A 21705-nucleotide genomic window follows, 5' to 3' on the forward strand; every position below is an offset into this window, starting at 1 on the left:
GCCGCCAGTCGGCGACCGTCTAAATTAAGCTCCGGATCAGACGTTCTACAGGGTATCTGCCTTACGACCCAAGGAACTGTCCTGTCATGACCCAGCCTACGCGCGGTGCAATTCATGAATTGTTCACCCTACTCAAACCTTTTCGGCTCGTCGTCGCACTGTCGGTCATTCTGGGTATGGTCGGTGGCCTGAGTGTTACGGTCCTGCTGGCCACCATCAATAACGCGCTGCACTCCGAATCCGGCCTGACCCAAGGCGTGGTCGCGCTGTTCGGTGGCCTGTGCGTGCTGGCGCTGCTCAGCTCGATCTGCTCGGACATCGGCACCAACTATGTCGGCCAGCACATCATCGCCACCCTGCGCAAACAGCTGGGCGAGAAAGTGCTGTCGGCACCGATCGAACAGATTGAACGCTATCGCAGCCATCGCCTGATTCCGGTGCTGACCCACGACGTCGACACCATCAGTGACTTCGCCTTCGCCTTCGCGCCACTGGCCATCTCGCTGACCGTGACCCTCGGTTGCATGGGGTACCTGGCGATGCTGTCGTGGCCAATGTTCCTGATCATGGTCGTGGCGATCCTGATCGGCACTGGCATCCAGTACTTCGCCCAAGGTCGCGGGATCAAGGGTTTCTTCGCCGCCCGTGACGCTGAAGACGAACTGCAAAAGCACTACAACGCGATTGCCGAAGGCGCCAAGGAACTGCGCATACACCGCCCGCGCCGCCAGCGTATGTTCAATAGTGGCATCAAGGGCACGGCCGATTTCATCTGCAAGACCCAGATCAAATCGATCAACACGTTCGTGATTGCCAAGAGTTTCGGCTCGATGCTGTTCTTTGTGGTCATCGGTCTGGCGCTGGCCCTGCAATCGTTCTGGCCCAGCGCTGACAAAACCGTGATGAGCGGTTTCGTCCTGGTGCTGCTGTACATGAAAGGTCCGCTGGAACACCTGGTCGGCACGTTGCCGGTGGTCAGCCGCGCGCAGATTGCCTTCCGCCGCATCGCTGAACTGTCGGCGCAGTTCTCCTCGCCCGAGCCGCATCTGTTGCTCAGCGATCAGGGCAAGAAAGCCGAGCCGGTGCAGAGCCTGGAACTCAAGGACGTGAGCTACGCCTTCCCGGCCGTGGGCGAGGCCAAGCCGTTCACGCTGGGGCCGGTGAACCTGAAGATCGAACAAGGCGACATCGTATTCATCGTCGGCGAAAACGGCTGCGGCAAGACCACCCTGATCAAACTGCTGCTGGGCCTGTATCCGCCACAACAAGGAGAAATCCGTCTCAACGGCGAATGCGTGACTGCCCTCACCCGCGACGATTACCGCCAGTTGTTCACCACGGTGTTTGCCGACTACTACCTGTTCGATGACGTGGTGCAAGGCGATACGCACATTCCCGACGACGCCAACAAATACCTGCAACGCCTGGAAATCGCCCACAAGGTCAGCGTGCAGGACGGCAGCTTCACCACCACCGACCTGTCCACCGGCCAGCGCAAGCGTCTGGCGCTGGTCAATGCGTGGCTGGAGGAGCGCCCGGTGCTGGTGTTCGACGAATGGGCCGCGGATCAGGACCCGACCTTCCGCCGGATCTTCTACACCGAGCTGCTGCCCGATCTCAAACGCCTGGGCAAGACCATCATCGTGATCTCCCACGATGACCGTTATTTCGATGTCGCCGACCAGTTGGTGCGCATGGATGCCGGCAAAGTCAAAACCGCGCTCAACCCGGCCTGATACGCCAACCGCTCAGGGATGAGCTGATCCCGCCTTCGCGCGATAGCAGAGACTTTCGCGGTTCGCGGGATTTTTCCGGTTTTTACGCAGTGTTGCGTCTAATTATCATTAACTTATAAAACTGCACTCGCACTTCAGGAGCATCCCGAGCAAATGCAAGCCTTAAAGTTGTCCCGCACCCCTCTGGCCGAGGCCATCTCCCGCCGCAATCCGCGTGGCGCAATGCTGTCAGGTGCTCTGCTGACGCTGATGCTGTTGGGCAGCACCCAGGTTCAAGCGACGCCGGTCGACGTCAACATCCCTGCGCAACCGCTGTCCCGAGCACTGCAACAGCTGGGGCAACAAGCCAATCTGCAGATTCTCTACAGCCCGGAATCCCTGGCTGGCCTGAACTCGAACGCGGTATCCGGGCACCTGGAGCCGAAACAGGCACTGGACAACTTGCTGCTGGGGAGCGGCATGACCTACCAACTGACCGGCAACTCCGTTTCGCTGGTGCCGGCCACCGGTGCAGGCGCGGGAAACGCACTGGAGCTGGGCGCGGTATCGATTTCCGGCAAGGCGCCGGGGTCGACCACTGAAGGCTCCGGGCTGTACACCACGTACTCGTCCAGCAGCTCGACGCGCCTGAACCTGACACCCAAGGAAACCCCGCAGTCACTGACCGTCATGACCCGTCAGCGCCTCGACGACCAGCGTCTGACCAACCTCAGCGACACCCTCGACGCCACACCGGGCATCATTGTGCTGCGTGACGGCCAGGGCGCAGAGTCCGACGGTTACTTCTCCCGTGGTTTCGAGATCCAGAACTTCGAAATCGACGGCGTGCCGACCGTCAAGCGCATGGACAACTACACCCAGAGCATGGCGATGTATGACCGTGTGGAAGTGGTGCGTGGCGCCACCGGTTTGATCAGCGGCCTGGGCAGCCCGTCGGCGACCATCAACCTGATCCGCAAGCGTCCGACTGCCGAAGCTCAGGCCAGCGTCACCGCTGAAGCCGGCAACTGGGATCGCTACGGCACCGGTTTCGATGTCTCCGGGCCGCTGACCGAAACCGGCAACATCCGTGGCCGACTGGTCGGCGACTTCAAGACCGAACAGTCCTGGATCGACCGCTACAAGCAAGATTCGCAGCTGATGTACGGCATCACTGAATTCGACCTGAGCGAAGACACGCTGCTGACCATGGGTTTCAGCTACCAGCGCACCGACGTCGATTCGCCAATGCGTTCGGGCCTGCCAACCCGCTTCACCGATGGCTCGCGCACCAACCTCAGCCGTTCGCTGAACTCGGCGCAGACCTGGTCGTATAACGATCACGAACAAACCAGCTTCTTCACCTCGATCGAACAGCAGTTCGGCAATGGCTGGAGCGGCAAGGTTGAATTCACTCACTCCGAGAACAAATTCGACGAGGTCTTCAACTACGTCAACGGTGGCCTGAACCCGGACGGCAGCGGCACGACCCAACTGCCGGTGCGCTTCTCCGGTACCCCGCGCCAGAACAACATCGACGCCTACCTGACCGGCCCGTTCGGCCTGCTGGGTCGCGAGCATGAGTTGATCGCCGGTGTGACCCTGTCGCAATACAACGAAAACGTGCCGAACTACGGCAGCTGGAAATACGACTACTCCGGCTCCCCTGCCGGCGCCATCGACAACCTGCTGAACTGGAACGGCGATTCGGTCAAACCCGAATTCAACGTCACCGGCAAATCCACCGTCGATGAAACGCAATACGCCGCGTACCTGGCCACCCGCCTGCGTGCCACCGATGACCTGAGCATCCTGCTCGGCAGCCGCGTGGTCGACTGGCATCGCGACATCGAAGACAAGCCGTACGGCGCAGCGGAAACCAAGACCAAGGAATCGGAAACCGGTGTCTACATTCCTTACGCGGGTGTGGTCTACGACGTCAACGACACCTGGTCGCTGTATGCCAGCTACACCAAGATCTTCAACCCGCAATCGTCGTGGGTTCGCGACATCAACAACAAGCCTCTGGACCCGATGGAAGGCACCGGCTACGAAGTCGGCGTCAAGGGCAGCCACTTCGATGGCAAGCTGAACTCCAGCTTCGCGCTGTTCAAGATCGAGCAGGACAACCTGGCGATCTGGATCGACACCCCAGGCGGCAACACCTACAAATCCGAACAGGGCACCACCACCAAGGGTGCCGAATTCACCCTTGATGGCGAACTGGCCGAAGGCTGGCAAGCGTCTGCCGGTTACGCCTATGCAGTCAGCACCGATGCCGATGACCAGCGCATCGTCACCACCCTGCCCCGTCACAGCCTCAAGACCTTCACCAGCTATCGCCTGCCGGGCATCCTGGACAAAGTCACCGTTGGCGGCGGTGTGAACTGGCAGAGCAAGACCGGTGCCGACCTGCATACCTTCCAGCAAGGCAGCTACGCCGTCACCAACCTGCTGGCGCGTTACGACATCAGCAAAAACCTCAGCGCCTCGGTCAACCTGAACAACGTATTCGACCGCGAATACCTCAGCTACGCCGGCGACCACGGCATGTACGGCGCACCGCGCAACATCATGACCGGCTTCAAGTACACGTTCTGATTTAACCGCTGCAACACAAAAAGCGCCCCGGCCAAACCGGGGCGCTTTTTTTTGGATGAAGGTTTAACGGCACTACAAAACATGCGGCTTGAAAGGTATTTCCTTTCGTTGCATAGGAAACGTCCGATTACATAAAAGAAGCATCCGCCAAAACCCTCTTTTCGGCGAAAACTTCCGCCTTATCTCCTGTCAGCGCCTACAGAAGACTCGGGTATTTCCCTGAGCACTTCGTTGTAACGTTGATTGGCAGGAAGCAATTGACTGCTCACCCGTTACTTATCGAAAAACAATGCACATTCAAAAGGATATGAATATGCAAAAACCATCGTCGTTCGAATTGACCGAGGCCGTCCACACAATCGGGAAAGCACCTCCAGGCATGCGAATAAACCCCTCGACCGGCACCACGATTCCCAACAGCGGCCGATTCGGCCCTCCGCGAAGCACCGGCCAATATCAGCAAGTACTGCAAAACTTTACCGGCCCGCTGGAGGCGGAATATCAAGGCAAGACAGCACAGATTCCGCAGACCATCGAAACGGATCTGGCAGCCGCACGACAGGAAATCTCGACCCACCCGCTACCACCGGCTGCATCGTTGGTCCGCGAGCTGGGTGTACGCAACACCGTGATTCAGCGAAAAAACCAACAACTGCAACACCAGACCCATTTGTCCCACGGTTTCTACGGCAGCGATCCTACCGACAAAACGGTTTCCCAGTTCCTCTCCCGCGCACAGATCATCGACCCGATTCTCAGCCCCAACGGCCCGGGAATGAACCTGTGGAAACTGTCCTATCGAGCAGCGCTCGAAGCCAGATTGCTGGCTCAGACCCTCAACGTTCTTCATCAACAACAAGCCAATGTGCACAACTGGCTGGCCACCGTGCAGGCCAACGAACAGGCACAAGCCGCTGCCGCCGAAGCGGCGCGTCAGGCCGCCGAGCGCGCCAGAATCTCCGCTGAACAGCAGCGTCAGCAGGCGTTGGCAGATGCAGCACGTCGCCAGCGTGAACAGGCAGAGGCTCAGCGCGTGGCTGCCGAACGGGCCCTTATCGCCGCCGAGCAGCAGCGTCAACATGCATTGGCCGAAGAGGCTCGTCGCCAACGTGAACTGGCAGAGACTGAACAGGCGCGGGTTCAAAGAGAACAGGAAGCACAGCGCTTGAAGGAGCAGCGTCAGGCGCAGAGGAAGGCCAAAAGGAAAAAGCAGCAGCAAGCGCGCCGGGCCAGGGCCAGATTGGCCGCGCAACAAAAACGCCTGCATGAACAATGGCAAGCCGAGAGCGACGCCCGCTGGCAAAACCCGACATTTGCCAACGTTGGTTCACTGGCTGCGTTTGACTCAACGTTTAGCGCCACGCTCGGCCACATCGCCACCAGCCAGGCCACCTCACTGGCGCTCAGAACTGCTTTGCGCACCGCCGTTTCTGTCGTGAGCGCCGCAGCGGCGCCCGTTCTGGTCGGTTTCGCAGCACTGCTGATGCCATCCAGGCTGGGCAATGGCGATCTTTATTCGGCCAGTGTTCCGCTCTCGGAACTCGCTCCCGATCTGAACGCTGTCGACCTGTACGAACGGGCGGCCAGCGGCAAAGATGTCGACCTGCCGGTGAGGCTCGGTTCCAGGACGATCGGCAACCGCGCGGAGATTGTTGTCGTCGGTACGGACGGCGTCACAGTACCGGCCAACGTGCCGGTAAGACTGGCCCGTTTTGATGCAGGAAAAAATGCGTACATCTCCGGCGACGCCGAGGCCAAGGGTCCCACCCTGACCTGGACACCTTTGGTACAACCGCTGAATCCTTCGACGGATTTGCCGTTCGCCGACACCGATCTGCCGATCTACGAAGGTGCAACGGTCACCCCGCAAGGCGGGCGAATCGACCCCTTTCCCGAACTGGACCAGTACGACTTCGGTGGCTTCATCACCGTATTCCCGATCGAGTCCGGCATCCCGCCGACCTTCACGATGTTCAGGGATCGTCGTCAGGATCCGGGAGTCGCTTCGGGGAATGGGCAAGTGATATCGGGGAATTGGCTGGGGGCCGCGTCAACCCCGGAAGGTGCGCCGATACCCGCGCAGATTGCGGATACGCTGAGGGGACAGGAATTTTCCAGTTTTAAAGCGTTTAGGCGGGCGTTTTGGAAGGCAGTGGAAAGTAATGAGCAATTAATGCATGAGTTTCCATACTTTAATCAACTCGATATCAAAAAGGGGCTTTCACCACGTGCCCCCCAAGCAGAACATGTAGGGAGAAGGGTAAAAATAGAGATACATCATGTTGTGCCTATCGGTGAAGGTGGCATGGTTTACGATGCAGACAATCTCCGACTGTTGACACCGCGCCAACACATAAAAATCCACGCCAAGCAGAGGAGGACCAAACAATGAAATTTAAATCCAGGTTTGAAGAATATACAGAGTCAGAGTTTATCGCCCTCATAAACCGCTTGGTTGAAGGAGACTACTCATCCGAGAGAGAGCACGACGCGATAGTGGACAACATAGTGAAAATTTCGGAACACCCGAGCGGCTCGGATATTTTGTACTACCCTGCCGAGGGGGTCGAAGACAGCCCCGCTGGTGCATTAAAAGCCATCAAGGAATGGCGGGCCGCCAACGGAAAACCAGGTTTCAAACCGGAATAGTCAGTTCCTGAAACGCGCCCTCTTCGCGAGCAAGCTCGTTCCCACAGAGTCGAGTGTTGATGGCCTGGTGTGTGGACGCGCACATCAGGCCAAGTCGGATCAGACCGTTTCCGGATACATCACGGTGCGCAGCACGCTCACCAGTTCCTGATAGATCGCCTCCACCTCTTGCGTGACCATGCGCATGCGCAGGAAGTCATGCACGTAGCCACTGAATTCGCGGCATTCAAGCAATCCTCCGGCGCTGGCCAGACGTTCGGCGTAGGCGCGGCCTTCGTCCACCAGCGGGTCGAAGCCTGCCAGGGCGACGTAGGCCGGTGCGGCGCCGGCAAGGTCGGTGCTCAGCAGTGGCGAGAAACGCCAGTCGCGGCGATCCTCGAGGCGGCGGGCGTAGTGTTGGTAGAACCATTCCAGGGTATCGCTTTCCAGCAGATAACCTTCGCCGAGCAGGTCCATCGATTCACGGCGCTGCGAGGCGTCGGTTACCGGGTAGCACAGCAATTGCAGGCACGGTTTCAGCGCGCCGGGCGCGCGCGCCTCAAGCGCCAGCACGGTCGCCAGCGTGGCGCCGACGCTGTCGCCGCCAAACACCAGGCGCGACAGGTCGAGATCGAATTCGCCGGCCTGTTCGCGCAGCCAATCCAGTGCATCGGCACAATCGTGCAACGCCACCGGGAATTTGTGTTCCGGCGCGCGGCGGTAGCCGACCGACAGCACTGCACACGGCGTGCGCGCGCAGAATTCACGGCAAATACCGTCGTGGGAATCGAGGCTGCCGACCACAAAACCACCGCCGTGCAAAAACAGCAGCACCGGCAGGACACCCCCCCTGTGCAACGGACGGTACAGCCACAGGGTCAGCTCAGCGCCGTCGCGGGCAAGATGTCGCACCTCACTCACTTCGACATCCGGCACATCCCAGCGCATCTGTTGCGAGGACCGCTCGAACGCCTCACGGGCCTGCTCAGGTGTCCCTTGGTGAAACGCGCCGTTCTGACTGTCTTCGACCAGATCAAGAAACGCCGCTACTTCCGAATTCAATGACATGCACCACATCCCGGGCCGATGCACACAATGCGCACCGGCCCTCTCAAAAAGTTAAAGACCGGCTCAACGCGCCGACTGTTGCAGGCAATGGTCGACCAACGCTTCCAGCTCGGCCTGATACTGCTGCATCAAGGTCTCGATGGTGCCCGGGCGGAAGCGACGGGTGCTGTACATGCAACGCATCGACAGTTTGCCGTCGAACACCTGACCGACGATTTCCAGCCAGTTGCCGAGGTTGGCATCCAGGCTATAGACGTCGCCGATGTGCTCGTCCGCCGGCATCAGCATCGCCTGCTCGTCAAAGGTCTGGTCGAACTGCCCCAGGTAGTTGAAGGTCAGCCGCGCCTGTGGCAACGCCGCCAGACGCTGTTGCACCGACGCATCGGCCATGTAGCGCAGCGCGCCGTAGCCGACGCCTTTCTGCGGCACCGCCGCCAACTGCTCGCGTACCGCCAGGATCGATGCGCCGAAATCCTGCTCCGCCAACGGCGCCAGCCGCACCGGGAACATGGTGGTGAACCAGCCGAGGGTGCGGCTCAGGTCCAGCCCTTCGACCAGGTCCTCACGACCGTGCCCTTCCAGTTGCACCAGCACCGACTCGGCCTCGCTCCAGCGACACAGCACCCGACCGAGCGCGGTCAGCAGCAGGTCGTTGATCTGCGTGCCGTATACCGCTGGCGCCTGTTTGAGCAGTTGCCCGGTGCGGGTGGCGTCGAGGCCCATGAACGTTTCTTCGCGAAAACGCACCAGGTTCTTGCCGCGCGGGTTGTCACACGGCAGATCCTTGCCCGGCTGATCCAGCTGTCCGAGCCAGTAATCCAGCTCTTGCTCGACCAGTGCCGGCACCTGCGCCGCCAGGCCATCGGCCCAGGCGCGATAGCTGCTGGTGCGCTGCGCCAGTTGCGGCTCGCGGCCCTGACTGAACGCCTCGTAGGCCAGTTGCAAGTCTTGCAGGAACACCCGCCACGACACCGCATCGATCACCAGGTGATGCACCACCAGCAGCAGGCGCACCTCGCCGTCCGGCAGATTCACCAGCAGGCCGCGCATCAGTGGCCCGTCGAGCAGGTTGAGGCTGCGCTGGGCTTCGTTGACCAGTGCGTCGAGTTGCTCGATGTCGCTGATCTCACGCTGCCACAGCAACGGCTTGTGCTCGGCGCTGCGCAGGCTGTCCTGCAACGTTTGATAGTGCTGCAACCAGCGGCCCTGATCCTGATAGAAACGCAGCCGCAATGAATCATGCTGGGCCAGCATCAACCGCAGCGTCTGCTCCAGCGCCGGGGCATCCAGCGCCTGGCGCGAACGCAGCATCATTGCCTGGTTGAAATGATGCGGTTCGCTCATGCCCTCGGCGAAGAACCACTCCTGGATCGGCAACAATCCAAACGCACCCGCCTGTGCTACGTGGCTGCTGTCGCCAGCCTGGCTCGAGCGGGTGACTGCTTGCTGGTCGAACAGGTTGCCAATGGTCTGGAAGCGCATGAGGTCACGCAGCTTGATGTCCAGTTTCAGTTGCGGATGGTTCCGCGCCCGGGAAATCACCTGCAGGCTGAGAATCGAATCACCGCCCAACTCGAAGAAGTTGTCGCTGATGCCAACCTGCTCCACTTGCAGCACGTCGGCCCAGATATCGGCCAGCCAGGTTTCCTGCGCGTTGCGCGGCGCCTGATATTGATCGGCGCAAAACTCGGGCTGCGGCAGCGCCTTGCGATCCAGTTTGCCGTTCGGCGAGATCGGCAGGCGCGCCAGAGCCATGATCTGCAGCGGCACCATGTATTCGGGCAACTGTGCGCGCAACAGGGTCTTCAGACGATCCCCGACGTTGTCGTCGCTGCTGACCACATAGCCGATCAACTGCTTGCCGGAGACGCCGTCACGGGCGATGACCACAGCGTCGGTGACACCTTCCTGAGCGCGCAGGCAGGCTTCGATTTCACCCAGCTCGATGCGGAAACCGCGAATCTTCACTTGATGGTCGGCGCGGCCGACGTAATCGAGGATGCCGTCATGGCGCAGGCGCACCAGGTCACCGCTGCGGTACAGACGACTGCCCGGCGCGCCGAATGGATCCGGCACGAAGCGCTCGGCGGTGATCGCCGCACGGCCATGGTAACCACGGGCAACCCCGTAGCCTCCGATGTACAACTGGCCGGACAAGTCTTGTGGCAGCGGATTGAGATCGTCGTCCAGAACCCACAGCGAGCGTTGACCGACCACTCGCCCGATCGGCGCATAGGCAGCCGCACAGGCCTCATCATTCGGCGCTTTCCAGAGCATCGGCGTGACCACGGTTTCGGTCGGGCCGTAACCGTTGGTGATGAACTGCGGCTGCAACACGCGGCGCACCTGCGCCAGGGTCTGCTCCGGCACCGCGTCACCCCCCAGGCAATAAATGCGCACCTTCGGCACGGCCATGCCGCTGGCCTCGACGTACTCGGCCACCTGTTTGAGGTAGGCCGGCGGGAAGCAGGCGATATCGATCGAACGGTTGAGCAAGGCGTGACTGGTCTGCTCCGGTGTCCACAGTTCATGATCGCGCAGCACCAGCGTGCCGCCAAAGGCCAGGGTGGTCAGCCAGCGTTCATGGGCGCCGTCGAAAGCGAACGACATGAAGTGCAATTCGCGCGTGCTGGCGTCCATTTCGTACAACTCGCGGATTGCCTGGCAATGCATGCTCAGCGGTCCGTGGGTTACCGCCACACCTTTGGGCAAACCGGTGGAACCCGAGGTGTAGATCAGATAGGCGAGGCTGTCATCACAGGTCTGCACCCGCGGCGCCGTGTTCGGGTACTGACTGCCATCGAAAAGATCCAGATCAAGCAATGGCAAATTCGCCGGCAGCGGCAAACGCTGGCTGGCGGCGCCACGGCTGATCATCTGACGCATGCCGGAGTCTTCAATCATGAAGGCCAGGCGATCGGCTGGATAGTCGATGTCCAGCGGCACGTAGGCAGCGCCGCTTTTGAACACGGCGAGCAAGGCCACCAGCATGTCGAGCGAACGTTCCAGAGCGACACCGATCAGGACTTCCGGACCGGCACCCGCCGCGATCAAATGATGCGCCAGCTGGTTGGACCGGTGCTCGAGTTGCGCATAGCTCAACTGCTCGTCACCACATTCGGCGGCAATGGCCTCAGGCCGTTGCGCAGCAATCATCGCCGGCAACAGCTCACGGTTGTGCACCGCCGCCGGTTCTGCGCCCCACTGCTGCAAGGCCTGCCATTGTGGCGCGGCCAGACGCTGCAGGTTGCCCAGTCGCTCCGTCGGCTGCTGCATCATGCTGTGCAGCAGCACTTCCATGGTCTGGCGGATCCGCTCGACCGCTTCGACACTGAACCGATCACGCAGGAACAGATACTCGATGGAGAACTCTTCGCCAAGATGCACGGCCAGGTCCATCGGGAAGTTGGTCACGTCATGGCTGGCCGAGGTGCCGAAACGCAGGCCGCCCGGTGCCTGTTCCAGACGCTGGTCGATCGGGTAGTTCTCGAACACGATGATGCTGTCGAACAAGGCTTGCCCGCCCTGCCCCGACCAGCGCTGAATGTCCGCCAGTGGTGCGTGAGCATGTTCACGCAGATCGAGGTTATAGGCCTGCAGATTGCTCAGCCAGGCATTCAGCGGCTGCGCCGGATCGAGGGTCTGGATCACCGGCAAGGTGTTGATGAACAGCCCCAGCATGCTGCCGGCATTCGGCAATCCCTCCGGGCGCCCGGCCACGGTGGCACCAAACGCCACGCTGTGCTGACCGGTGTAGCGCTGCAACAGCAGCAACCATGCGCCTTGAATCAACGTGTTGGCGGTGATGCCCTGAGCCCGGCAATGCTGCTGCAACAAGGCGGTCTGCTGCGCATCCCAACGGGTGTACAACGCCTGGTGGCCGTGCTCGGCGGATTCGTGACGCGGGTGCATCGCCTGGCTCAACGCGGTGGGTTCGACCAGCGTCTGCAAGTGGCCGCGCCAGAATTGCTCGAGCTGCGCCGAATCCTGTTGCTGCAACCACGCGATAAAGTCGCGATACCGACCGCTTTCGCCTTCGACCTGGCCGGTGGCGTAGTGCTGCAGTACCTCGCCGAACAACTGCGAACTGCTCCAGCCGTCCATCAGGATGTGATGGCTGGTCCAGATCAACTGGTACTTGTCGGCATCCAGCCGAATCAGGCGCGTGCGTTGCAACGGCATGCGGTCCAGCGCAAAGCCCTGAACCCGCTGCTGACGGGCAAACTCGGCGAGTTGCGCCTCATCCATCGGCGTGTCCAGTGCTTGCAGGTCAACAATGCCCTGACGGTGGACGACCTGCACCGGTGAGGCCTGGCTGTCTTGCCAATGGAACGACGTGCGCAGAATTTCGTGGCGCTCCACCACGCATTCCCACGCGGCACGGAAGCGCTCGATATCGAGGCCTTCCACCGTCAGGTTGAGCTGGTTGACGTAGAGATCGTCGCCGTCATCGGACAAGGTATGGAACAACATGCCCTGCTGCATCGGCGACAACGGATAGATGTCTTCGATGTCCGCGACCGGCACCGGCAAACCGTCCAGACGCGTCTGGTCCAGCGCTGCCAGCGGGAAGTCCGACGGCGTCAGGCCGTGGTTGCCCGGGGTCACGCAGTGTTCGATCAGAGCGGTCAGTTCACGCCCGTATTCATCGGCCACTGCCTGCACGGTCGCGGTGTCGAACATCTGCTCGCTGAAGCTCCACGACAGGCTCAGTTCACCGCCATACACCTGACCATTGACCGACAGCCAGTTACCCAGTGGGGCGCGATCGCTGAGGTCACTGCCGGCACTTTCGCCGGCCGGCAGGAACAGCGCGGCTTCGTCGAACTGGCTATCGAACTGGCCGAGGTAATTGAAGGTGATTTTCGGCGTGGGCAGTTCTGCCAGAGCCTCACGCGCCGAGGCATCGCCCAGATAACGCAAGGCGCCAAAACCGATGCCCTTGTCGGGAATCGCACGCAGCTGCTCCTTGATCTGCTTGATCGAATCAGCGAAACCGCTGGCCGGGGTCAGGTGCACCGGGAACACGCTGGTGAACCAGCCAACGGTGCGGCTCAGATCGATGTCGTCGAACAGGTCTTCACGACCATGTCCTTCCAGTTGAATAAGGGCTGAGGCCTGTCCGTTCCAGCGACTGATGACCCGGGCCAGTGCGGTCAGCAGCAAGTCGTTGACCTGCGTGCGATAAGCCGCCGGGGCCTGTTGCAACAGTTGTCTGGTCAGTTCAGGGGCAAGGCGCGTCTGCACACTTTGCGCGTAGCGGTTTTCCAGGCTGCCGTCCGGGCGCTCGCACGGCAACGTGGCGGTCGCCCCCTGCAAATGCCCACGCCAGAAGGCCTGTTGGTCATCGAGGCTGACGGTGTGCGCCTGCAGGCGCTCGGCCCAGGCTTTGAAGGCGCTGGTCTTGGCCGGCAACGCGACCTCGCGCCCGGCCTGGATCTGGCTGAATGCGGTTTGCAGATCTTCCAGCAGGATCCGCCAGGAGACACCGTCGACCACCAGGTGATGCACCACCAGCAACAAGCGCTGAGTCTGATCCGGCAGATCGAACAGCACGCCGCGCAGCAGCGGACCGTCGTGCAGATCGAGACTGCCCTGGGCCTGCTGACAGAGCACTTCGATTGCAGCCGAATCCGTCAGCGTGCGCTGCCAGAGCAGTGCTTGCACAGGCTCGATCGGGCGGTGAGTGGCTGTCCAGCCGTCAGTCGTTTCAATGAGCGACAGGCGCAAGGCATCGTGATGCGCAACCAGTGCCTGGAGCACCTGCGCAACGGTCTCGGCGTGCAGCGTCATCGCCGGTTTGAGCAGCAACGACTGGTTCCAGTGATGCCGCTCGGGGATCTCGCTGGCGAAGAACCATTGCTGGGACGGCAACAACGGCGTCGCACCGCTGACCGGCCCCTGGTCGATGCTCAGCACCGTGCCGCCCGACTGTGCTACCGCCGCCAGTGCCTGCACGGTCTGGTGCTGGAACAGATCCTTGGGCGTGAACTGGATACCGGCCTGCCGCGCACGGCCGACTACTTGAATCGAGATGATCGAATCGCCGCCCAGCTCGAAGAAATTGTCCGTGGCGCTGACCTGCTCAAGGCGCAGCGCATCGGCCCAGATCGTGGCGATACGTTGCTCCATTTCATTGCGCGGCGCCACGTAGCTGTTCTGCAGCAGACTGGCGTCCGGTGCAGGCAGCGCCTTGCGGTCCAGTTTGCCGTTCGGGGTCAGCGGCAGGTGCGCCAGCACCATCAAGTGCGCCGGCACCATGTGCGTTGGCAGACGCTCCTTGAGAGCGTTGCGCACGCTGTCGCGCCATTCAGCCAGATGTGCGTCTGCCACCGGTTGTGTCGGGACCAGATAGGCCACCAGTTGCTTGCCGCTTGGCCCGGCATGCGCCAGCACCACGGCTTCGCGCACGCTGCTCAGTTCCAGCAGACGCGCTTCGATTTCGCCCAGTTCGATGCGGAAACCACGGATTTTCACCTGGTTATCGACGCGGCCCTGATAGTCGAACACGCCATCGGCGCGCTCACGCACCAGGTCACCGCTGCGGTACAGACGACTGCCCGGCGCCCCGAACGGATCGGGTACAAAGCGCTCAGCGGTCAGCGCCGGACGATCCAGATAACCCCGGGCCAGCCCGGTGCCGCCCAGATACAGCTCGCCCATCACGCCCTGGGGCAACGCATTGAGGTCAGCGCTGAGCACACAGGTGCTGCGGTCGCCGATCCGCGTGCCGATCGGTGCATAGGCTGCGCCGCATGCGTCATGCCGCCCGGCCTTCCAGATCAATGGGGTGACCACGGTTTCGGTCGGCCCGTAACCGTTGATGATGTACTGCGGCGCCAGCGCCGCACGCGCCCGCTCGAAACTGTCGTTGGGCACGGCATCGCCGCCGAAACAGTAGATCCGCACAGCGGGCGGCTGGCCGACCTGTTCGGCGTGCCCGGCCAATTGCTGCAAGTACACCGGCGGGAACGCCGCCACCGTCACGCCGTGTTGTTGCATGGCGGTGTAGGTCTGCTCCGGGCTCCACAGACTGTCATCGCGCAGCAACAGCCGCGAGCCATGGGTCAGCGGGGTCAACCAGCGTTCATGAGCGCCGTCGAACGCGAACGACATGAAGTGCAGCTCGCAATCGTCCGGGGTCATTTCATAGCGCTGGCCGATGGCCTGGCAATGCATCGCCAGCGGTCCGTGCTCCACGCACACACCCTTGGGCTGGCCGGTGGAACCCGAGGTGTAAATCACGTAAGCCAGGTTTTGCGCGTGTACCTCGACCTGCGGCGCAACGTCTGGCCATTCGGCAGTCGACAACGTGTCCAGATCCAGGGCACGCACTCCGGCGCTCAGTGGCAACCGAGGACGCAGTTGCGAATCGCTGAGCAACAGCGCGATGCCCGAGTCTTCGATCAGATAGGCCAGGCGCTCGCGCGGATAACTGGCATCCAGCGGCACATAGGCGCCGCCGGCCTTGAGCACCGCGAGCAAGGCCACCAGCATCGATGGGCTGCGCGGCAGGGCTACGCCGACGCGCACTTCCGGCCCGACGCCTTCATTGATCAGCACATGCGCGAGGCGATTGGCGTGGCTTTCAAGCTCGGCGAAGGTCAACGCCTGATCGCCACAACGCACGGCTTCCTGTTGCGCCTGCTGCGCCGCAATCACCGCGATGCGCTGATGCACCAGCAACGGATCCGTGCACGGTTGCGCACGATTGTTTTCCTGCAATCGACGCTGCTCTTCACCGCTGAGCAGGGTCAACGCGCCGAGACGCGCATTCGCCGACTGTACGAACTGCTCCAGCAGCGAGGCCAGTTGCGCGTGCAAACGCACAATGGAGTCCGTGCTGAAACGGGCGGCGGCAAAGCTGTAATGCACCGAGAGGGTTTCGCCGAGGTTGACCCCGACCGTCAGCGGGAAATTGGTTTGTTCACGGGTGTCGACCGCGCCGAACTTCAGGCCCAGCGACGAGCCTTGCTCCAGCGCTTCGGAGATCGGGTAGTTCTCGAACACCAACAGGTTGTCGAACAGGCCGTCGCTGCCCTGCCCCGACCAGCGCTGGATATCGGCCAGTGGCGTGTGTTCGAAATCACGCAGGGCGATGTTGAGTTCCTGCACGGTTTGCAGCCACTGGCTGACCGTCAGTTGCGGTTCCGGACGGGCAATCACCGGCAAGGTGTTGATGAACAGGCCGACCTGCTGCTCGACCCCCGGCAGGTTGGCCGGACGTCCCGACACAGTGGCGCCGAAGGCCACGGTCGGTTGCCCGGTGTAACGTTGCAACAGCAACAGCCACGCCGCTTGCACCAAGGTGTTGAGGGTGACTTTCTGCTGACGGGCAAACTCGCTCAAGCGCAACGTGCCAGTGGCGTCGATCCACTGCTGATATTGTCCGGTACCGCCATCGGCGTTCGCCGAACGGTCCGCCAGCCCCTGGGCCAGGCGGGTTGGCTCATCGAACCGGGCCAGACGCTCAAGCCAGAATTGCTCGCTGAGGCGACTGTCCTGACGCTGCAGCCAGGCGATGTAATCGCTGTAGCGGCCAATGGGCGTTGCAGGGACTTGCCCGGCATAGCGTTGCAACACTTCACCGAGCAACTGCGAGTTGCTCCAGCCGTCCAGCAAAATGTGGTGGCTGGTGTAGAGCAGTTCGTGACGGTCCTGCGCGGTGCGCACCACCACCAGGCGCAACAGCGGCACCTCGCTCAGATCGAACGGACGGCAGCGCTCGGCCTCGGCCAGCGCATCCAGCGCTTCGCCCGGCTGGCCGCGCCAGTCGTGAACGGTAAACGGCAGCGTCGCCGAGCGTTCGACGATCTGAAGCGGCTGGGCCTGCTCCCCTCCCCAGACAAACCGCGTGCGCAGAATGTCATGGGACTCCAGCGCCGCTTGCCAGGCCTGACGGAAACGCTCGACATCAAGCCCTTCCACCGACACCCGCATCTGGTTGATGTAATCCCCCGAACCTTGTTCGTACAGGGTGTGGAAGAGCATGCCCTGCTGCATCGGCGACAGCGGATAAACGTTGTCCACCGCTTGCGGATCCGTGATCAGCGTATCGAGCTGCGCCTGAGTCAGCTCAGCCAGCGGGAAGTCCGACGGCGTCACACCGCGGTTGTGCGCTTCACAGCAATGGGCGATCAGCGCATTGAGTTCTTGCGCATAGTCATCAGCCAGACGCTGGATCGTCGCCTGATTGAACATTTCGTGGCTGAACGACCAGCTGAGATTGAGCTCACCACCATAGACCTTGCCGTTGATGTCCAGCCAGTTCGCCAGCGGTGCCAGCGAACTTTGTTCGCGGCCGGTGCTTTCACTGGCGGGCACAAACAGCGCAGCCTCGTCGAACTGGCTGTCGAACTGGCCCAGGTAGTTGAAGGTAATGCGCGGGACCGGCTGCGCGGCGAGCGTCTGTCGCGCGTGTTCATCGCCCAGGTAACGCAGGGCACCAAAACCCAGGCCCTTGTTCGGTACGCCACGCAGCTGTTCCTTGACTGACTTGAGCGAGTCGGCCAGGCCCACGGCCGGGGTCAGACGCACCGGGAACAGGCTGGTGAACCAGCCAACGGTGCGGCTCAGGTCGATGTCGTCGAACAGTTCTTCACGGCCATGACCTTCGAGTTGGATCAGGGTCGAGGCCTGACCGGTCCAGCGGCAGATAACCCGCGCCAGTGCTGTCAGCAGCACATCGTTGATCTGCGTGCGATAGGCGGCGGGCGCCTGCTGCAACAGTTGGCGGGTCTGATCCGCATTCAGGCGGGTTTCCACGCTCACCACGTGACGGTTTTGCAAGGTCGCCGCGGGGTTGTCGCAGGGCAAATCGGCGGGCGCCTCGCCCAACTGTCCGGCCCACCACGTCAGTTCGTTGTGCAGCTCGCCGGCGGCGAACGTTTGCAGGCGTTGCGCCCAGTCCTTGAACGGGCTGGTCTTGGCCGCGAGCTTGATCCCCTGGCCGCTTTGCGCCTGCTCGCAGGCATTCTGCAAATCTTCCAGCAACACGCGCCAGGACACACCGTCGACCACCAGGTGGTGGATCGCCAGCAACAAGCGCTGGCTGCCGTCAGCCACATTCAACAGCACGGCGCGCAACAACGGGCCGTCTTGCAGATCGAGGCTGCCTTGCGCGGCGTCGCACACCGCTTCGATTTCGTCGGTGTGCTGCACGCTCGCCTGTTGCAGCAACGGCCGGTTATCCGGCGCGCGGTGCGTGGCCGTCCAGCCTTCAGCGCCTTCGCTGAAGCTCAGGCGCAAGGCATCGTGATGCGCAACCAGCGCCTGCAAGGCCTGTTCGAGGACACTGGCGTCAATGGCCTGCGAAGGTTTCAGCAGCAACGACTGGTTCCAGCGCTGCCGCTCGGGAATCGCCAGTTCGAAGAATCGTTGCTGGAACGGCAGCAACGGCGTGCTGCCGGTGACAGCGCCCTGCTCGATGCTGAACGCCGCTTCACCCCGCTGAGCGACCCGGGCCAGACCTTGCACAGTCTGGTACTGGAACAGATCCTTGGGGGTGATGCGCAGGCCGGCCTGACGTGCACGGCTGACCACCTGAATGGAGATGATCGAGTCGCCGCCAAGGGCAAAGAAGTTATCCGTGACGCCTACCTGCTCCAGCCCGAGCACGGCTTGCCAGATCTCGCACAACTGCCGTTCGTTGTCGTTGCCCGGCGCCAGATAGGTGTGCTGCTCGAGCGCTGCGTCAGGTTTGGGCAAAGCCTTGCGATCGAGCTTGCCGTTGGGCGTCAGCGGCAGCTGTTCGAGGAACAGCAAGTGCGCCGGCACCATGTATTCCGGCAGGTGCTCGCGCAGGCCGGCCTTGAGCACTTCACGCAGCCGCGCTCGTTCTTCGGCGTTACCCAGCGCAGCGCTCGGCACGATGTAGGCGACCAATTGCTGACCGCTCGCGCCTTCCTGCGCCAGCACCGCCAGTTCGCGCACCGTGTCTTGTTGCAGCAGACGCGCTTCGATCTCGCCCAGCTCGATGCGAAAACCACGCACCTTGACCTGATGGTCGATACGCCCGACGTATTGCAGGTTGCCGTCAGCCTGATAACGCGTCAGGTCACCGGTGCGGTAGAAACGCTCGCCCGGAGCGCCGAACGGGTTCGGCAGATACTTTTCTGCGGTCAACGCCGGCCGTGCCAGATAACCGCGCGTGATGCCGGCACCGGCCAGATACAGTTCGGCGGCGACGCCTTGCGGCACCGGTTGCAGCTCGCCATCAAGGACATAGCTGGCGGTGTGTTTCAGCGGCCGGCCGATGCTTGGCTGGCCATCGGCCGTGCGCCGTGTCCAGGTCGAATAGGTGGTGTCTTCCGACGGGCCGTACAGGTCGAAAACGTGTTCGACCGTCGGTTGCGCATACAAGGTGTCGACCAGCGACTGCTTGAGCGGCTCGCCGGCCAGATTGATGATGCGCACGCTCGGCGGGATCTCGCCGCTGCGTTGCAGGGCGGCAATCGCCGACGGCACGGTGTTGATCAGACGCACCTGATCGCGCGCCGGCAACTGCGGCAACTCCAGGGCATTACGGGCGATGATCAACGAACCGCCGTTGGCCAGTGTGACAAACAGCTCCCACACCGACAGGTCGAAACACACCGACGTCGAGGCCAGCACGCCCTGGATATCGTCGCGGCTGTACACCGATTGCGACCAGTCGATCAGCGCCAGCACGTTGCGGTGGGCAATCGCCACGCCTTTCGGTTTGCCGGTCGAACCGGAGGTGTAAATCACATACGCAAGGTTATCGGCCGACACCCGCGTTTGCGGTGCATGCGCCGGGTACGCGGCGAAATCATCGGCGGCGTTGTCCATCAGCAGCACGTCGGTGTCCGCCGCAATCGCCAGACTGGCGGCGACCTCCCGTTCGGTCAGCAGGCACAGCGCGCGGCTGTCTTCGAGCATGTAGGCGACGCGATCGGCCGGGTAATCCGGATCCAGCGGCACGTACACGCCCCCGGCCTTGAGCACGGCCAGCAGCGCGATCAGCAGATTCTCCGAGCGCTGCATCGCCACACCGACGCGCACCTCCGGGCCGACGCCTCGCTCGATCAAGGCATGCGCCAACGGGTTGGCCCGTGCTTCAAGCTGAGCATAGGTCAGATGCCGCTCGGCAAAGGTCACCGCCCGCGCATCCGGGGTCCGAATCGCCTGACGAGCGATCAACTGATGAATGCACAGATCGCTGGCAAACGGTGCGTCCACGGGGTTCCAGTCGTGCAGCAATACCTGCCGCTCACGGGCATCGAGCAATGGCAACTCGCCGACACGTTGTTGCGCATCGCTGACGATAGCCTTGAGCAACGTCTGCAAATGCCTGCCCATACGCTCGATGGACGCCGCTTCAAACAGGTCCGTGGCATAGATCAGCGAGGCCCACACGCCTTCCGGCGATTCATGGGTTTCCAGGGTCAGGTCGAACTGCGCCGTGAGGCTGTCCCAGTTCACACTTTCAACGGCAAGCCCCGGCAATTGCATGGCCTGTCCGGCCTGCCGCGCGCCACTCTGGTGATTGAACATCACCTGGAACAACGGGCTGCGGCTCAGGCTGCGTTCTGGCGCCAAGGCTTCGACCAATTGCTCGAACGGCAGATCCTGATGCGCCTGCGCGCCCAGCGCCGATTGCCTGGCCTGGGCCAGCAAGGCGCTGAACGTCATGCTGCTGTCGAGGGTGGTACGCAAGACCTGGGTGTTGACGAAAAAGCCGATCAGCCCTTCGGTTTCCGCACGGTTGCGGTTGGCAATCGGCACGCCGATGCGAATGTCGTCCTGACCGCTGTAGCGATGCAGCAAGGTCTGGAACGCTGCCAGCAACAGCATGAACATCGTCACGCCTTCACGACGCGCAAGATCTTGCAGGCCTTTGCTCAACGCGGCGTCCAGCTGCATATCCAGACGTGCACCGCGATAGCTTTGCACCAGCGGGCGCGGGTGATCGGCCGGCAGTTCCAGCACGCCCGGATCCGAACCCAGATGCTCGACCCAATAGCTCAATTGCCGTTCGCGCTCACCGGCGTCCATCCAGCTGCGTTGCCACTGGGCGAAATCGGCGTACTGGATCGGCAACGGTGCCAGCGTGGCCGGTGCGCCCTGACTGAACCCGGCATAGAGCTCGATCAGTTCGCCGACCATCACTTGCATCGACCAGCCATCGGAAATGATGTGATGTTGCACCATCACCAGAACGTGATCGTCCGGTGCCAGCCGCAGCAGGCAGACGCGCAGCAAGGTGTCCTGTTCGAGATCGAACGGGCGGGCAATTTCGGCTTCGATGGCCGCGCGCAAACGCGGCTCATCGACTTCGCCCTCCAGCTCGCGAACCTCGATCTGCAAGGCAAACGGCGCCTTGATCAGCTGAATGGCCTTGTCCTGATCACCTCGGGCAAACCCGGTGCGCAGACTCTCGTGACGCTCGATCAGCGTATCGAAACTGCGCTGCAGTACCGCCATGTCCAGGGCACCGCGCAAGCGCAACGCCGTGGGAATGTGGTACGCCGCGCTGTCCGGCTCCATCTGCCAGAGAAACCACTGCCGCTCCTGGGCATAAGACAAAAGCAGCGGTTCACCTTCGGTGCGCCGAAAAATCGGCGCGATGCCATAAAGGTTAATGCCCTGTTTGCCCAGTAGAATCGCCAGCGCCTTGCGTTTCTCGGGAGAAAGCGCGCCTACCGATTCAATCAACTGCTGCATGCCGTGG

General features: G+C 62.0%; 6 protein-coding genes. 4 read left to right on the top strand and 2 right to left on the bottom strand.

Annotated elements, in window-relative coordinates:
- Positions 1–86: 86 nt before the first annotated feature.
- The 4 genes from CAG25_RS21730 (at position 87) to CAG25_RS21745 (ending at position 6965) form a co-directional block, all read left to right on the top strand.
- Positions 87–1736 carry a cyclic peptide export ABC transporter gene (locus CAG25_RS21730; RefSeq protein ID WP_085612866.1) on the top strand — a complete coding sequence of 550 codons (1650 nt, stop codon included), beginning with the start codon at positions 87–89 and terminating at the stop codon, positions 1734–1736.
- 153 nt (positions 1737–1889) lie between these two features.
- A complete protein-coding gene (locus CAG25_RS21735; RefSeq protein WP_085612868.1) occupies positions 1890–4316 on the top strand; it encodes a TonB-dependent receptor in 2427 nt (808 codons plus the stop codon).
- A gap of 289 nt (positions 4317–4605) precedes the next feature.
- Positions 4606–6708 (top strand): S-type pyocin domain-containing protein, encoded by a 2103-nt coding sequence (locus tag CAG25_RS21740; protein ID WP_256575374.1) that lies wholly within the window; start codon positions 4606–4608, stop codon positions 6706–6708.
- The gene (locus CAG25_RS21745; protein WP_085612870.1) at positions 6705–6965 is read left to right on the top strand and encodes a bacteriocin immunity protein; all 261 of its coding nucleotides are present in this window, start codon (positions 6705–6707) and stop codon (positions 6963–6965) included. The genes CAG25_RS21740 and CAG25_RS21745 overlap by 4 nt, the downstream gene beginning before the upstream one ends.
- 99 nt (positions 6966–7064) lie before the next feature.
- Here the strand turns inward: CAG25_RS21745 and CAG25_RS21750 are convergent, their stop codons facing one another.
- Together CAG25_RS21750 and CAG25_RS21755 are read right to left on the bottom strand one after the other, a co-directional pair.
- Entirely contained in the window at positions 7065–8012 is a 948-nt protein-coding gene (locus CAG25_RS21750; protein WP_085612871.1) for an alpha/beta hydrolase, read from the bottom strand.
- A 63-nt stretch (positions 8013–8075) separates the two neighbouring features.
- On the bottom strand, positions 8076–21689 hold the full coding sequence (locus tag CAG25_RS21755; protein ID WP_371857740.1) for a non-ribosomal peptide synthase/polyketide synthase: 13614 nt from the start codon (positions 21687–21689) through the stop codon (positions 8076–8078).
- Positions 21690–21705 lie beyond the last annotated feature (16 nt).

This window comes from Pseudomonas sp. B16(2017) (genome assembly GCF_002113205.1).
GTDB lineage: Bacteria > Pseudomonadota > Gammaproteobacteria > Pseudomonadales > Pseudomonadaceae > Aquipseudomonas > Aquipseudomonas pharyngis.

Excerpts from the sequence above, each read along its gene's own strand:
- CAG25_RS21730 (WP_085612866.1), top strand. The coding sequence starts at position 87 with ATGACCCAGCCTACGCGCGGTGCAATTCATGAATTGTTCACCCTACTC.
- CAG25_RS21745 (WP_085612870.1), top strand. The coding sequence starts at position 6,705 with ATGAAATTTAAATCCAGGTTTGAAGAATATACAGAGTCAGAGTTTATC.
- CAG25_RS21750 (WP_085612871.1), bottom strand. The coding sequence starts at position 8,012 with ATGTCATTGAATTCGGAAGTAGCGGCGTTTCTTGATCTGGTCGAAGAC.
- CAG25_RS21740 (WP_256575374.1), top strand. The coding sequence starts at position 4,606 with ATGCACATTCAAAAGGATATGAATATGCAAAAACCATCGTCGTTCGAA.
- CAG25_RS21735 (WP_085612868.1), top strand. The coding sequence starts at position 1,890 with ATGCAAGCCTTAAAGTTGTCCCGCACCCCTCTGGCCGAGGCCATCTCC.